This window comes from Streptomyces sp. NBC_00386, assembly GCF_036063235.1.
Taxonomy (GTDB): domain Bacteria; phylum Actinomycetota; class Actinomycetes; order Streptomycetales; family Streptomycetaceae; genus Streptomyces.
In genome coordinates this window covers 9,740,179-9,753,976 of record NZ_CP107950.1, presented here as the reverse complement: position 1 = coordinate 9,753,976, position 13,798 = coordinate 9,740,179, and the positions used below count along the sequence as shown (strand labels likewise).

At 67.1% G+C, this 13,798-nt stretch carries 12 protein-coding genes; 11 read left to right on the top strand and 1 reads right to left on the bottom strand.

Annotated elements, in window-relative coordinates:
• Positions 1–9: 9 nt before the first annotated feature.
• From OG780_RS42735 to OG780_RS42705, 7 genes are all read left to right on the top strand, one after another.
• Positions 10–1,122, top strand: a complete 1,113-nt coding sequence (locus OG780_RS42735; protein WP_328457587.1) for a C40 family peptidase — start codon at positions 10–12, stop codon at positions 1,120–1,122.
• 29 nt (positions 1,123–1,151) lie between these two features.
• Positions 1,152–1,772, top strand: a complete 621-nt coding sequence (locus tag OG780_RS42730) for a hypothetical protein (protein ID WP_328457585.1) — start codon at positions 1,152–1,154, stop codon at positions 1,770–1,772.
• Positions 1,748–4,351 carry an ATP/GTP-binding protein gene (locus OG780_RS42725; protein ID WP_328457583.1) on the top strand — a complete coding sequence of 868 codons (2,604 nt, stop codon included), beginning with the start codon at positions 1,748–1,750 and terminating at the stop codon, positions 4,349–4,351. The genes OG780_RS42730 and OG780_RS42725 overlap by 25 nt, the downstream gene beginning before the upstream one ends.
• Entirely contained in the window at positions 4,348–5,259 is a 912-nt protein-coding gene (locus tag OG780_RS42720; protein WP_328457581.1) for a replication-relaxation family protein, read from the top strand. The genes OG780_RS42725 and OG780_RS42720 overlap by 4 nt, the downstream gene beginning before the upstream one ends.
• A 645-nt stretch (positions 5,260–5,904) precedes the next feature.
• A complete protein-coding gene (locus OG780_RS42715) occupies positions 5,905–6,504 on the top strand; it encodes a hypothetical protein (protein WP_328457579.1) in 600 nt (199 codons plus the stop codon).
• A 44-nt stretch (positions 6,505–6,548) separates the two neighbouring features.
• Positions 6,549–7,340, top strand: coding sequence for an ATP/GTP-binding protein (locus tag OG780_RS42710; protein WP_328457577.1), 792 nt, complete (start codon positions 6,549–6,551; stop codon positions 7,338–7,340).
• Between the two features lie 22 nt (positions 7,341–7,362).
• Positions 7,363–7,938 carry an SAF domain-containing protein gene (locus tag OG780_RS42705; RefSeq protein ID WP_328457576.1) on the top strand — a complete coding sequence of 192 codons (576 nt, stop codon included), beginning with the start codon at positions 7,363–7,365 and terminating at the stop codon, positions 7,936–7,938.
• Here the strand turns inward: OG780_RS42705 and OG780_RS42700 are convergent.
• Positions 7,909–9,150, bottom strand: coding sequence for an IS110 family transposase (locus OG780_RS42700; RefSeq protein WP_328444927.1), 1,242 nt, complete (start codon positions 9,148–9,150; stop codon positions 7,909–7,911). The genes OG780_RS42705 and OG780_RS42700 overlap by 30 nt on opposite strands.
• 523 nt (positions 9,151–9,673) lie before the next feature.
• Between OG780_RS42700 and OG780_RS42695 the strand changes: the two genes are divergently transcribed.
• From OG780_RS42695 to OG780_RS42680, 4 genes are read left to right on the top strand one after another with little or no spacing between them, the layout of a single operon-like run.
• Entirely contained in the window at positions 9,674–10,495 is an 822-nt protein-coding gene (locus tag OG780_RS42695) for a hypothetical protein (protein ID WP_328457574.1), read from the top strand.
• The gene (locus OG780_RS42690; RefSeq protein WP_328458756.1) at positions 10,485–11,960 is read left to right on the top strand and encodes a CpaF family protein; all 1,476 of its coding nucleotides are present in this window, start codon (positions 10,485–10,487) and stop codon (positions 11,958–11,960) included. Before OG780_RS42695 ends, OG780_RS42690 begins: the two co-directional genes overlap by 11 nt.
• A complete protein-coding gene (locus OG780_RS42685; protein ID WP_328457572.1) occupies positions 11,957–12,910 on the top strand; it encodes a type II secretion system F family protein in 954 nt (317 codons plus the stop codon). The genes OG780_RS42690 and OG780_RS42685 overlap by 4 nt, the downstream gene beginning before the upstream one ends.
• Positions 12,907–13,791 (top strand): type II secretion system F family protein, encoded by an 885-nt coding sequence (locus OG780_RS42680; protein WP_328457570.1) that lies wholly within the window; start codon positions 12,907–12,909, stop codon positions 13,789–13,791. Before OG780_RS42685 ends, OG780_RS42680 begins: the two co-directional genes overlap by 4 nt.
• Positions 13,792–13,798 lie beyond the last annotated feature (7 nt).

The following is a 13,798-nucleotide window of genomic DNA, read 5'->3' as shown; positions in this document are numbered from 1 at the left end:
TGGGGATGCATGGTGGCGCTGTTGATGTTCGCTGCCGTGTGCTGTGCCGCGCCGGTAGGGAACGCGATTGGCGCGTACGTCGCGCTGAAGACGGGTTTGCAGGACGACGGTGGGATTGCCGAGGGTGGCAGCGTCGCGGACATCCCTGCCCGGATGCTGATCGCCTACAAGAAGGCGGTCCGGCAGGTCGGGACGTACGTGCCGAGGTGCCGGGGCATGGTCTGGCCGGTCCTGGCCGGGATCGCCAAGGTCGAGTCCAATCATGCAGTTGGCAGGAGTGTCGCAAACGACGGCGACATCCGTCCGAAGATCTACGGGGTGCTCCTCAACGGCTCCGGCGCCGGAGGGAACACCACCGTTCTCCCAGACACCGATGGTGGCAAATGGGACGGCACGGCGAACGGGGAGCGCGCGGTTGGTGCGTTTCAGTTCCTGCCCTCCACCTGGGAGGTGATCGGCAAGGACGCCAATGGGGACAAGGTCGCTGACCCGCACAATGCTGATGACGCCGCTCTCGGCGCCGCGGTCTACCTGTGTGGAGGTGGCCGTGACCTGACCCGGCGGTCGCAGTTGAAGGTCGCGATCTTGCAGTACAACCACTCGGACGCGTACGTGGCGAACGTGCTGGGCTGGATCGACCAGTACACGCAGGCCGCCAAGGACCCCGCTCTGAAGAACGTCTCGGGACGAGTCCGCACCGTCATCGAGGCGGCGCTCTCCCAGCGGGGCGCCCCCTATTCGTGGGGCGGCGGCAACGCCCAGGGTCGGTCGACGGGGATCTGCTGCTCGCCCAGCGGAAAGAGCGGCGCCGGCATCAAGGGATTCGACTGCTCGGGGCTGACCTTGTACGCGTACGCCAAGGTCGGCATCGGCCTGCCTCGGACAGCAGCCGCGCAAGCCGGCGTCGGCCGGCGGATACCCGCTGGCCTCGGCACCGGCGCCCTCAAGCCGGGTGACCTCGTCTTCTATGCCTACGCCCCGGGACGTGATTCCACGATCTATCACGTCGGCATGTACACCGGCAGCGGCCAAATGATCAACGCCGCCCGTCCTGGGACCGTCGTACGGCTGGACTCCGTGAACGCCATGTCGGGCTATGCGGGGGGAGCGCGACTGCTGTGACCACTGCCCCGCGCTCTCCGTGTCTGCTGGTGCTGAGCACCGTCGTCCTCGCCGTCGTCGGCGTCGCGCTGCTGGGCGTACCCCACGGTCAGGAGCCGTTGCCGCCGGCCCCGGTGACGTCGTCTGCCGCGCGCGCAGCCACGCAGCGGTCGTCGGCTGTGGCTCCCCCCTCCAGCCAGCCGGCCATGCCCCAGACTCCGTCGACGGCATCCGTGACACCGGCTGTTCCGTCAGGCCTCCCCTCCGCGCTGGCGCCGCATGGCGAGGGCGCGGCGGGCGACCGGGCTATCCAGCGGTCGCTGGAGGCAGCCTGGCCTGCCGACCTTCCTGTTGCCGACGAACGGGAGTTACTCGTCTTCGGGCGGTTACTGCTGCGGGCGGACGCCACTGGCATCGGCCGTTCCCGGTGGCCGCGCGTTTTCGACGACCCGAACCAGGCGCTTGCGCCCGCGTTCGCTGCTGTCGGTTTTCGTGTCCAGGCGGTCATCGCCCGGCGCGACAACGCGGCCGGCCTGGCGGTGGTGCATCTGGTGTGGGCGGGCACCGACCGGGGCGGCACGTTCACCGACGGCCGCATCACCGACTTGCATTTCATCCGCACGATCTCGAAGAAGGGAGTTCCCACGTGGAATCCACAGCCGCGACACTGACCGGCGCAGCAGCCGGCCCTGTCGTCGGCCTGCTCACCGCATTGCTTGCCGCAGCCAGTTGGCTGGGCGCTCACTGGTACCTCCTTGCGGCGGCCGCAGCCATCACGGCGACGGTCGGGGAGGTGGTGGTGCGCTGGTATGCGGCGCGGGCATCGTCGCAGCGCATGGCGCTGGAACTGGTGGCCAGCAGGCACTTCGAGCCGAGCATGGAGGAGATCTTCCGCCATGGACTGCAGCTTGCGCGCGCATCGGCCGCGCTGCCGTGGTGGGCGCCCCGCCGGGCAAGAACAGTGCAGATCCGGTTGCGCGCGGACGGTACGGCCCCGCTGCGTTACCGCATCGAGGGCCCGGCCCGCAGTGAACGGCTGCTGTCCATCAGTCCGTTCGGGCCGGATGTCACGGTCACCCAGGCCGAGCCGATCGCCGACTCGCCGCGCAAGCACACGGTGCGTGCGGAGTTCGTGTTGCGGGGAAATCCGGTGGCGCCGCTGCGGGAGGTGCCGCTGGAGCCGGACCCGTTGCAGCCGCTCGTCGATGCGGTGTCCGACCTGAAGGCGGAGCTTGGTGACCTCGCCGAGATGCGGCTCGACATCCAGCAGGCTTCCCGGTGGACTTTGCGTCTACGGCGTCGTCAACTGCTCGCCGGAGCGCACCAGGCCGCCCGCAGCGAAGCGCAGCGATCCGCCCGCTGGCTGCGTCACGGTGCGGATTCGGTGCTCGCGCATCTTCAGGAGCAGCTCACCGAGAAGGCGACAGCGGGGGCTGGCTCGTCGCGGCGGTTGTTCGTTGCGCCGGCGCCGCGTCGGGTGGACGCGATCAAGGCCCTGGGCAAGCTTGCCGAAGACCAACTGGTCCGGGTGCAAATGCTGGTGGTGTGCCAGGCGGACCAGGAGGGTCGCGCTCAGGCGCAGCTCGCGCAGGTACGTGCCGCGCTGGATGTGTTCGGGGGCCGCTCGCGGTGGGCGATGCGCGGCCGGCAGGTGGGTCCGTGGCGGGTGGGCGGCGCCGACCACTGGCTGAACCGGTCCGGTTTCGAGCGCCGTTGGCGGCTGGGGCACTGTCAGCCGCCGCGCCCGAACTGGGTGCGGATGGAGGAGCTGACCGGTCTGCTCAAGCCCCCGACCATGCATTGCAGGCTGCCGCTACTCGCCGCGGATCTGCCCTCGTTCGCTTTCGGGGACCCACAGTTTCTGCTGCAGGGCACCTACCTCCCTCCATATGGGCGAGAGCGTCTGGTGGCCACCTACGCGGACGAGACGTTCTTCGAAGTGGGGGTCGGGAAAGCCGGAGGTGGAAAGACCGAGCGGGCCCTGGCACAGGCGATCGGCTGGGCCCACGCCGGCGGCGGGCTGATGTTCATCGACCCACACCGCGACTCCTGGCCTCGCGCCATGACATTCCTGGCCCACGAGTCGCTGATGGACCGCATCATGCTGGTCGACCTCAACGGGCTCGGTCCCTCCCCACGGGTGAGCTCATGGAATCCCATCAGCATGCAGCACGGCCGGGCGCCGCACGAAGTCGTCGAGGCGATCACCGACGCCTACGCCTCCGCGCTCGGCTGGGACGACGCGACCGCCCCGCGCGCGATCACCATCCTGACCGCCGCTTTGGCCGTCTTGGTCGCAGTCAATGCCGCCGCCTGCCGAGCCGGACGGCCACAGGATCAGGCCACGCTCTTTCACATAAGGCCGCTGCTCACCGATCCCTCGTTTCGGTCGGCCGCGCTCGCCGTCGCAGAAGACGGCATCGACGAGGAGACCCGCTCCTGGTGGCGGACCGTGTCCCCGACCCTGCCGCCCGATGCGTACGCAGTCGTCCTCAACCCCATGGTCCGTCTGGCCACCAACCCCGTCACCCGCGCGTTCCTGGGCCAGCCGGTCGGCGTCTATGACATCCGCACGGCGATGGACTCCCAAACGATTGTGTGGGTGTGCCCGGGTGGCAGCGGGCCCACCGACCGCCTGCTCACGGCGCTGCTGGCACGTGATCTGCTGCGGGCGGTGCGCTCGCGCCGCGACCTGCCCGAGGAGCAACGGGTGCCGTTTCGCCCGTACTTCGACGAGCTGATCACGCTGACCGGGTCGGCGCCGGAGACCATCGCCGCCATGTTCGAAGACTTCCGCAAATACCGCGTACACGTCCACGGCATGACCCAGTTGCTGGCCCGCCTGCCGGCGCCGGTGCGGCTCTCGCTGATGCAAAACGCGTCCACGTTGGCCACCACCGCCGGGTCAACGTCCGCGATCGTTCCGGTCACCGCCGAGTGGGGCAATGACCCCAGCCCTGAACGGGTCGCCACCATGGAGCGCTTCACGCACTACGTGTCCATGAACGTGCACGGCCGCCGCATCGGCCCGGTGAAAATCCGCGGCCCGCACCTCGACACCATTTTCGCCGCTCAAGCCCGCCCCCAGCAGGTCCCCGATCTGGAGCGCGCCGCCCTCACGAACGCCGACGTCCGCCCCCTGTCCGAACTGACCGAACACGCCACCGGCCAACTGGCGCGCGTCGCCGCATTCCTCGCCGAACACACCCCCGGTGCACGCCGAGTCCGTCTGTCGAAGGGATACGAATGACCACCGCCCACCCCCCACGCGACACCACAGCCACGGCCGGGTTCACACCCAGCCCCGTCGAACCCCTCGCCCACCAACTGCTGGCCACCCTCGCCCAGCACCGCCTGGCCACCACCCACCAACTGCACGTCCTGCTACGCCCCGACCGCACCCGCCAGTCGGTCTCCCAACAGCTCAACGCCCTGCGCCGCGAACGCATGGTCGACTTCGCTGTCCTGCCCCAGGCCTATCGCAGCCGCGTCTGGTACCTCACCCCGAAGGCCGCACGACTGACCCGGGACTGGCCCGCGCTACGCGGCCGCCCGCCGTATCCGATCACCTCCGGCTCCGCCGTGTCGCTCAAGACCCCGCACACGCTCACCGTGCTCCGCACCCACCTGGCATTCGTCGCCGATGCCCGCCGCCACGGTGACGAACACGGTCACCTCGACTGGACCCCCGAGGTCTCCCACGCGATCGGCGACGGAGAACGCGTCGTCGCCGACGCCGTCATGCACTACACCGTCACCAGCGGCGAACACCGCCGCAAACTGCGGGCCTTCATCGAGGTCGACCGCACCACCATGAGCAGCGAACGTCTCGCAGCGAAGCTGATCGAGTACGCGCGCCTGTGGTCCTACGAGCCCCCGACGACGGGCCGCCGAAGGGCTACCGGCCCGGGCTGGCTGCGCTGGTACCCGCTGTTCCCTCGCGTCCTGTTCGTCCTCACCGGCGCCACCCAGCCGACCCTGCGGAACCGGATCAGTGACCTACAGGCCATGGTCGCGCAACACCCCCTCGTGGGCACGCTGGCCGGGCAGGTACCGCTCGCCGCAGCAGTCCTGGATGACATCGAACTCCAGGGTCCCAGCGGCGATGTCTGGGTACCGCTGATCGGCGGCGGAGGTCAGTCATGGACCCAGCTGTGACTCGCCGCTCTGCCGCGAACGAGTATCGCAGCCTTGCAACTACCCACAACCCTCTTGCCATTTGCTTCCGCGAACCAGTAATTTACATCCGTACAGCGCGGCATGTGATCCCAACCGCCTTGCACACACTGAGCCTGGGGGATACCAGATGAAGCAGGCCGCCGACTCCATTCGCAACCATGAAGGTAGACATCTGGAGTGACAGGCCTACCGGGATGCGGCTCATCTCGCACATCGGGAGCGTCGGCACCGCCGAAGAGATCGAGGACTTCGAACCCGGGCGGCTCGAACCGACTCAGAGTCGGCCCGTCACGTTCAACGCCGACACGATCCCCGCGACGACCGCGCCCCCTTCCGCAAGAGCGCCACCAGGCCAGACCACCCGTTGCCTAAAGGAAGCTGGACGATCAAAGTTTCCGAGCAAAAACACACAACTACAAATCGACTTTCAGTTTCGGAAGTGACCGAATACGTCCCGAGTTACGCGTATGAACTCGCTAACTATGGTGGGTAGTTGACTGACATATGCGTAACCTTGCGATCACTCAGCATTACCGCGGCTGGACCAGGCCGCGATTCTGGGCTGCCGCATGTCGGAGGCTCAGGGGCAAAGATCAACCGCACCGCGTCGCACAGGGAGACAACGTGACAGCTACGCAACGATCTTCATCGGAGCCCAACATCGCCGCGTCCCGCGCCCGGAAACGCGCAACTACAGTGATTCTCACCGGTTGCCTACTAGCGCTGGCCGGATGTAGCGGCAGCGGCTCGGACCCGTCATCCAAGCCCAACTCCACCTCGAGGACTGCCTCGCCGTCCCCCAGTTCCCCTGTCGACGCCACAGACGCTGCCGTCCTCGCGGCGTACGCCAGTTCCTGGAACGCACACACCGAGGCTTACAGCAAGGCTTCTTCTGCAGGCACCACCCTGAAGGAGAACACCACCTTCGAAGCCTTGGCCGACATCGAGAACAACCTCTCGGCCATGCGCAAGGCCGGACAGGTGACCACCGGGAAGCCTGCGCTCCATCCCAGAGTCGCCCAAGTGACCGAGGCCAAGATCCCTACGGCCACGGTCACAGACTGCGTCGACACTACGAACTGGACTCTGATCGACAAGGTTTCGAAGAAGAAGGTCCCGCTGCCAACAACGCGGCTCATCAAATACGTCAGTACCGCAAAGCTTGAAAAGTGGGGGACGAAGTGGATGGTCACGAAGTTAACCGCTCAAGATCAGGCCTGTTAGCCCGTCATCTCGCTGCACTCACCGGCACTCTCATTCTGACTTCAGTGGGCATCGCCCACGCAAGTGATGATCCCCATGTTGGGACGGGCGACTGCCACATCACCGAGTTCTGCGTCAGCGTCGGCGTCAGTGACGAAACCGACGGCCGTGGCGGTCAAGCAGGGGGCTCACAAGGCGACGGCAACAACAAGATGCAGTGCAAGTACACCAAGGTCAAACCGAAACCTCCGGCCAACCACCCGGCATGGAAGGGCAAAGACCCGGAGAAGAACGACCTGTACCTGATGGAGTGCACGGACGGCGGACAGACCAACCCAGCCAGCTTCGTCGTCGTATCGACGGGTCAGAATCCTGTGCCGCAGCTGGACCCACAGGACCTGGCCCAGCGTGCGGTGGATGCCATGACGCTTCTCGGTCCTGACATCGCCAGCCCGCGCGCAGCTGGGGAGTACACGGTGGGCGTCCCGATGTGGATGTGGGTCAACCAGAGCGCCACGACGTACGGGCCGAACACCGCATCTGCTTCGGCGGGCGGGGTCACCGTCACCGCGACCGCGAAGGTTTCGAAGATCGTATGGTCGATGGGCGACGGCGCCTCCGTGAGCTGCAATGACCCCGGCACGCCGTACACGGCATCCTCAGGCATGGCCCAGTCCCCTACCTGCGGACACGTGTACTCCAAGACCTCGGCCGGTGGCCAGAGCGGCAAGTTCCCGGTGACCGCAACCTCGACGTGGACGATCAATTGGCAGGGCGGCGAACAAGCTGGCCAGCTCACCGAGGTCCGGCAAACCAACGTGCAGGTGGCGGTCGGCGAAGTCCAGGTCGTCAGGTAGGGCCACCGAAAGGAGTACGACGTTGAGCAAGACGAAGGAATCAACAGCGATGGCCGACCGTGGACTGCCACAGCAAATTGGAGCGGCTGTCCCCGTGAGCCCGCCCCGGGTGTCGGCGCGCCGGCGCCGTCCGGGTGTGATCGCTCTGTCGCTGGCGCTCATTGCGGCTGGCGGTGCTGGTGTGGCGGTCTTGCTGCTTCAGGTCGGGCACCGAACTGAGGTTGTCACGGTGGTTCGTGACGTGCAGGTCGGTCAGGTTCTCACCGAGCAGGATCTGGGCAAGGCGTCGATCGCCCTGGATCCGGCGGTGAAGGCGGTACGCGTCAGTGACCTGGATCAGGTGGTGGGCAAGCGGGCTGCCGTAGAGCTGCGGCCTGGCTCGCTGCTGGCCCCGTCGCAGGTGACCAAGGACAGCCTCGTCAAGGCAGGCGAGCAGTTGGTGCCGATCGGGCTCAAGCCGGAGCAGATTCCGGCGACGGTGCTGGTGCCGGGTCAGAGGGTCCAGCTGGTCCATGTGCCTGTGCAGGGCGCGATCGATGCGGACAAGACACCCCATGCAGCTATCGGGTCAAGCAGCAGCTGCTGGCGGTGTCCGTGAGATGACGGTGAAGGCGATCGTTTCGTCGAACTTCTGGCGGGTCGTCAAGCAGTGATGCAGTTGGCCGAGCATGCGGTTGAACAGGCGTCGGAGGGCTGCGTGGTAGCGATCACCGGTGTCTCTTCGGCGGTTGTAGTGGGCATGGGCCCCGGGTGAGGCGGTGAGGGCGGCGAACGCCCAGTGCCGTCCGGTCGCTGCCAGGCGGCTGTTCTTGATCCGCCGATGGCTGACGCGTCTGCTTTTGCCGGATTCACGGGTCACCGGAGCGCTTCCGGCATAAGCCTTGAGGTCCCGGCCCGTCGCGAACCTGGTGCGGTCGTCACCTATCTCAGCGAGCATCCGGGCGCCAGTGAGCACGGAAAGGCCGGGGAAACTTGTGATGATCTCCGCGTCGGGATGCTGAAGAAAGAGTTCCTCGGTGTCACGAGCGAGGTCCTCGCAGGCCCGGCATGCCGCGTCGAGCTGGGCGAGCAGTGCGAGTGTCTGACGCCCCATCGCCGTTTCCACCAGAGCCGGTTGGCGAAGCCGTGTCTCGCGGAGCACTCCGAGGAGTCGGTCGGTCTCGGTATCGATCCGACGCTGGCGGCCGGCCCTTGTGACGGCGGCTCTCAGTCGGCTGCGGGTGAGGCGGGCAGCCTCCGCCGGAGTCGGCGCAACCGCCAGGATCGCGCGGGCCTCTCGGGCAAGCAGACGCTCGCGTTTGTCCGCAAACGCCTCAAGGATCGCCGGGTAGTACTCACGGAGATGAGATCGGAGCCGATTGTGGGCTCGCGTGCGGTCCCAGACCGCGTCCTGCTGAGCTCGAGCCAGAACGGCAATCGCCCTGGCCAGATCGGAGTCGTTCGGCAGCGCCCGATGCTGCTCGGCGTCGGTCCGCAGGATGTTCGCCAGGACCAGGGCGTCGTGGTGGTCGGACTTTTTGCGGGAGACGACATGGCGGTCGCGATAGCGGGCCACAGCCATCGGATTGATGGCGTAGACCCGGCGGCCGGAAGCCCGCAGGCAGGCCACCAGGAGTCCGCGGGAGGTCTCGATCGCGATCGGGATCGGATCGTCCGGGCTGTCGCCGTGCTCGGCGAGCAACTGCAGCAGGTCCTGGAAGCCGGCCGTGTCGTCACTGATCCTGAGCTTGCCGAGCAGTCGGGCGTCGGAGTCGACCACCGCCACGTCGTGGTGGTCCTCCGCCCAGTCGATTCCGCAGGTCACGTGCAACGTGCGCTCCTCTCGAGCCTTCGCTGTCCCTCGGCTTCGAGCCGAGACGGGACCACCCGGCCACCTAATAGAAGCGCTCGCCGGCGCACCACCCCATCAGCCGTCCGTGGCCCCAGCTGAGCCCAGGGGCCTCGCTCTTGTGGAGAGCTCCACGGCTCCGGCTGATCGGGAGGTGGCCCTGGGAACGGCTCGAACCACGGCACGGTACGCCGACCGAATTCGAATCGGCAGAGGCTGGGTCTGCGTCCCTCTTGTCGAAGCGCTCCAGGCGCTGCATACAGACCAGACGTCGCACCCAGCCCCTGCCAGGACTGGCTCAACGGCCAACCCACAGCGCCTATTAGGCATCGGACAGCGCGCCGCGGACGCTTCCTGGGCGGGTCGTGAAGGCTTCCGACGCAGCGCCGGGTACGGGTGTTGTGGTCGTTGACGTTGCTACGTCGGCCGATGACGGGCCGACTGTGGCGGCGTGGGTGTCGGCGGGCACGCTGCGTCTGGTCCTGGCTGCTCCGGATGGCCCCTGATGGCGGTGATAGCACTGGCTGGGTGCAGCGGCGCGCCGGGTGTGACGACGAGTGCGCTCGCGTTACTGCTGGCCTGGCCGTTGGAGCCGGGTCGGCGGATGATTTTGGCTGAGTGTGATCCGGACGGCGGGGCTGTGCTGCACGGATTGTTGCAGGGGACGCTCGGTGACCGTTACGGGCTGCCCAATTTGTCGGTGGCGGCGCGTAGGGGCGAGTTCGGTGAGGCGTTTTGGCGCCAGCTGATCGATTTGAACGGTGAGGATGGTTCCCAGGGTTCGTCGCCCGATCGGTTGTTGCTGCCGGGTATTACTGATCCTGCGCAGGCGGCAAGTCTGAGCCCGGTGTGGAAGTCCCTGGCGAAGATGTTCCGCGGCATCGAGTCGGAGCACGGTCACGACGTTCTGCTGGATCTGGGTCGCCGGGGCGCGTTCGGTCCTTCCGGTGTCCTGGCCGAGCAGGCCGACACGGTTTTGGTGGTGGTGCGCAACACCTTGCGTTGCTTGCAGGCCGCGCAGGGCCGGGTGCGTCAACTGGAGGAGCAGGTCGGGGACGTCGGGCTGCTGGTCATCGACGAGGGTCCCTACCCGGCGGGCGAAGTTCAGCGGGTGTTGCAGGCTCCGGTGGTGGCCACGCTGCCCTATGCGCCGAAGGATGCTCGTGTGCTGTCGGACGGTGATGAGCAGCCGCGGCATTTCACGAGGTCGAAGTTGATGAGGGCGGCACGAACGACTGGCGCCCTGCTGGTGCAGCGGGCCGCTGTCCGGCGTGCGCGCCTTGATCCGCGCGCTGCGTTCGCTTCGGGGGTGCCTGGTGCGCGGTAGGCCTTTGCACGCTGACCCGACGGTGGCCCCGCCGTCTGGTCCTCGCCCGGCCAAGGCGGCATCGGCTGGTGCGGCCGCGAGTACGCGCGCACTGGGTAGCTCAACGCCGCAGGTCACGGTGGACTACCGGGTTGCGCGGCACATTGCTGCCCAAGTGGCCAAGCAGCGCGAGGAGTTACTGAAGAGCACGCCGGACATGGATCGGGCCGGCGAGGAGCAGCGTTGTCTGGATTGGATCAACGAGGCGGTTGCCTTGTGGTCGGATGCTCAGGCGATGACGCCGCTGCAGGACGAGGTGCTCCGCCGTGGCGTCTACGATCTGCTTTTTCGGGCGGGTCGGCTGCAGCCGTACTTGGACGATGAGCGGGTTGAGGACATCATCATCCAGGGTCCGAGCGAGGTGTGGTTGGACTACGGCGACGGTGAGCGCCGCATGGTCGGGCCGATCGCTGATTCCGAGGAAGAACTCCTGGATTTGCTACGGGAGTTGGCGAGGGGTTCTGGGCATAACGAGCGCACGATCTCGACCGCGAACCCGACGCTGGCGCTGTCTTTGCAGGATGGGTCTCGTCTTCAGGCGATTACGGGGCTGGGGCCGATGACGTATGCGGTGATCCGCCGGCACCGGGTCTCTCATGCCGACCTGGATCATCTGGTTCGTCTGGGCACGATCGATCCGGTGCTGCGTGAGTTCCTCGGGGCGTGCGTGCGGGCGGAGAAGAACATCATGATCGCGGGGAAGCAGAAGGCGGGGAAGACGACGCTGCTGCGGGCGATGCTGCGCGAGTTCGACCCGGAGTGCCGGTTTGCGACCATCCAGACTGAGGACGAACTGTTTGCTCACTCCAACGGCTACCACCGTCAGGTCGTCTCGCTGGTCGGGCGTGAGTCCAATGGTGAGAAGGACGTCACTGGCCGCAGTGCCGGCGAGGTCACTCTGTTGGACCTGATGCATCCGGCGCTGCGGATGTCGTTGGAGCGGATCGTGGTCGGTGAGGTTCGCGGACCCGAAGTCGTGGCGATGATGCAGGCGTTGACGAACGGATCTGGCGGCAACCTGTGCACCATCCACGCCCGGCGCCCCGATATCGTCTTCGATCGGATCGCCGAGTTGTACGCGCTCGCTCAGGGCAATTTGTCCGAGCAGCTTGCCTATCGGCAGACCGCGAACGGCCTGGACTTCGTCGTGTACGTCGATATGACGGACGAGACGCAGATCGGTGGCCGCCGTCATCGCTATGTTTCCCACGTTCTGGAGTTGACCGGGATCGGTGAGAATGGCCGTCCCGCCACCAACGAGATCTTCTCCCCCGGTAGCGAGTTCGGGGAGTTGCGGGCGGTGCCGCGGATGGATCCGGGCTGTGTCGATGACCTGCGCCGTGTCGGGTTTGACTCGGCCCTGTTGCAGCAGCTCTATGGGGCGTGGGCGGCTCCGTTGCCGTTGAAGGTGGTGGCTGGCCGATGATGCTGCTGTGGGCGCTGCTCAGCGGTATGACGCTGGTCGCCGGGCTGATCGGTGTTGTGGCGGGGGTGGTGGGAACGACCGGTCCACGCCGGGCTTCGCTGCTTGGGCGGTGGCAGGCTCGGCGCAACGGACTTCAGCAGAGCGAGGATGCCCGGCTGCGTCGGCGGGCCCTCACCGTTGCGGCGGTCGTGGTGTTCGTTGTGGTGTGGCTGGTTTCGGGGAACTTCGTGGGTGGTGCGCTGCTCGGTGCGGTTACGGTGGGTGTGCCCTGGTTGATCAGCCCGGCGCAGTTGGCGCAGGAGCGCATCGGTCAGTTGGAGGGTTTATCGGAGTGGACTCAGCGGCTGGCTGGTCTGCTGCGCCTGGGTATGGGCTTGGAGCAGGCGATGATCACCAGTCGTCAGGGGGCGCCGGAGGAGCTCGCTGGGCAGATCACCAATCTGTCCGACCGGTTGCGGTTGGGCTGGCGGCCTCAGGAAGCGCTGCGGGCTTTTGCTGAGGAACTCAACGACGTCACCGCCGACAAGGTAGTTGCCGCGCTCATTTTGTCCGTCAATGACCGAGGCCCGGGCCTGGCACAGGCTTTGGAGGACTTGGCGGGTACGGTTCGTGAGGAGGTCGCCAAGAAGCGCGCTATCGAGGCGGACCGGGCGAAACCGCGGACCACGGTGCGATGGATGGCGATCATCACCGCAGGTGTGGTGGTGGCCGGGTTCTTCGTGCCGTCCTACACCAGGCCCTACTCCACTCTGCTGGGACAGTTGGTGCTCGCGTTTTTGACGGCCGGGTTCGTCGGTGTCCTCGCCCTGATGCGGCAGTTGGGCACCTTTCGTCGCATCCCGCGCTTTCTGGTCATCGACCCGGCCAGCACCGTCCACCTGCCCGCCCCCGCCGCGGAGGCGGATCTGCTGCCCGAGCCTGGCCGGCTGTCCGAAGGAGTCACACCGTGAACCTGCTTCCTGTCGTGGCCTGCGGTGGCACGGTCGGTGCGGGCCTGGCGCTGCTGGTGCGCGAGCTGCTGCTTCCTCAGCCTGCTTTGGCGCCCGCTCTCGCGCGCAGCGCGCCTGCGACGTTGACGATGCCCGAGCCGGAGCTGGATCGTGACGAGGTGTGGGGCCGGTGGCTGCTGGCCCGCGTCGGGCGCGTGCCGGGTGTGCGGGTCCCCGCCGTCAGCCTGGCCTTGATCGGGCAGGGCCCGGGCCAGTTCATGCTCAAGAAGGTGGCGCTTGCCGCGCTCGGCCTGCTGTGTCCGGTGATCGCAACGATTCCGTGGATCATCGCTGGGGTGGGCCTGCCGTTCTATGTGCCTGCCGGCGTTGGACTCGTCGGCGCCGGGTTGTTGTTCATCACCCCAGACCTCGCGGTTCGGGACCAGGCGAAGCGGGCGCGGGAGGAGTTCGCGCACGCGCTGTCCGCTTACCTGGACTTGGTCGCGCTCAAGCGGGCTGCCGATGCTGGCCCTGCGGAGGCGCTGGAGAAGGCTGCTGAGGTCGGTCGCGGCTGGCCCTTCCTGTTCCTGCAAGGTGCGCTGCGCCGGGCTCGGTTGGAGAAGATCCCGCCGTATCAGGCGCTTTCGGAGTTGGCTGCCGAGTACGACCTGCCTGTCCTGGGTGACGTCGCCGACATTATGCGCGGCTCGGCCACCGACGGGGCCGCCGTCTACAAAGCATTGCGGGCTCGCACCGCTGCGCTCAACGCCGAACTGCTGGCCGATCAGGCCGCGGAGGCGAACGCCGCCAGCGAGAAGATGACCGCCCCCGGTGCCCTGCTCGCCGTGCTGGTGATGCTGCTGATGGCCTTCCCTGCGGTGATCCGCATGCTCACCGTCTGACACCACG

Bases quoted from the DNA above. Each gene is read 5' to 3' on its own strand.
- OG780_RS42720 (WP_328457581.1), top strand. From the start codon at position 4,348: ATGACCACCGCCCACCCCCCACGCGACACCACAGCCACGGCCGGGTTC.
- OG780_RS42735 (WP_328457587.1), top strand. From the start codon at position 10: ATGGTGGCGCTGTTGATGTTCGCTGCCGTGTGCTGTGCCGCGCCGGTA.
- OG780_RS42685 (WP_328457572.1), top strand. From the start codon at position 11,957: ATGATGCTGCTGTGGGCGCTGCTCAGCGGTATGACGCTGGTCGCCGGG.
- OG780_RS42695 (WP_328457574.1), top strand. From the start codon at position 9,674: ATGGCGGTGATAGCACTGGCTGGGTGCAGCGGCGCGCCGGGTGTGACG.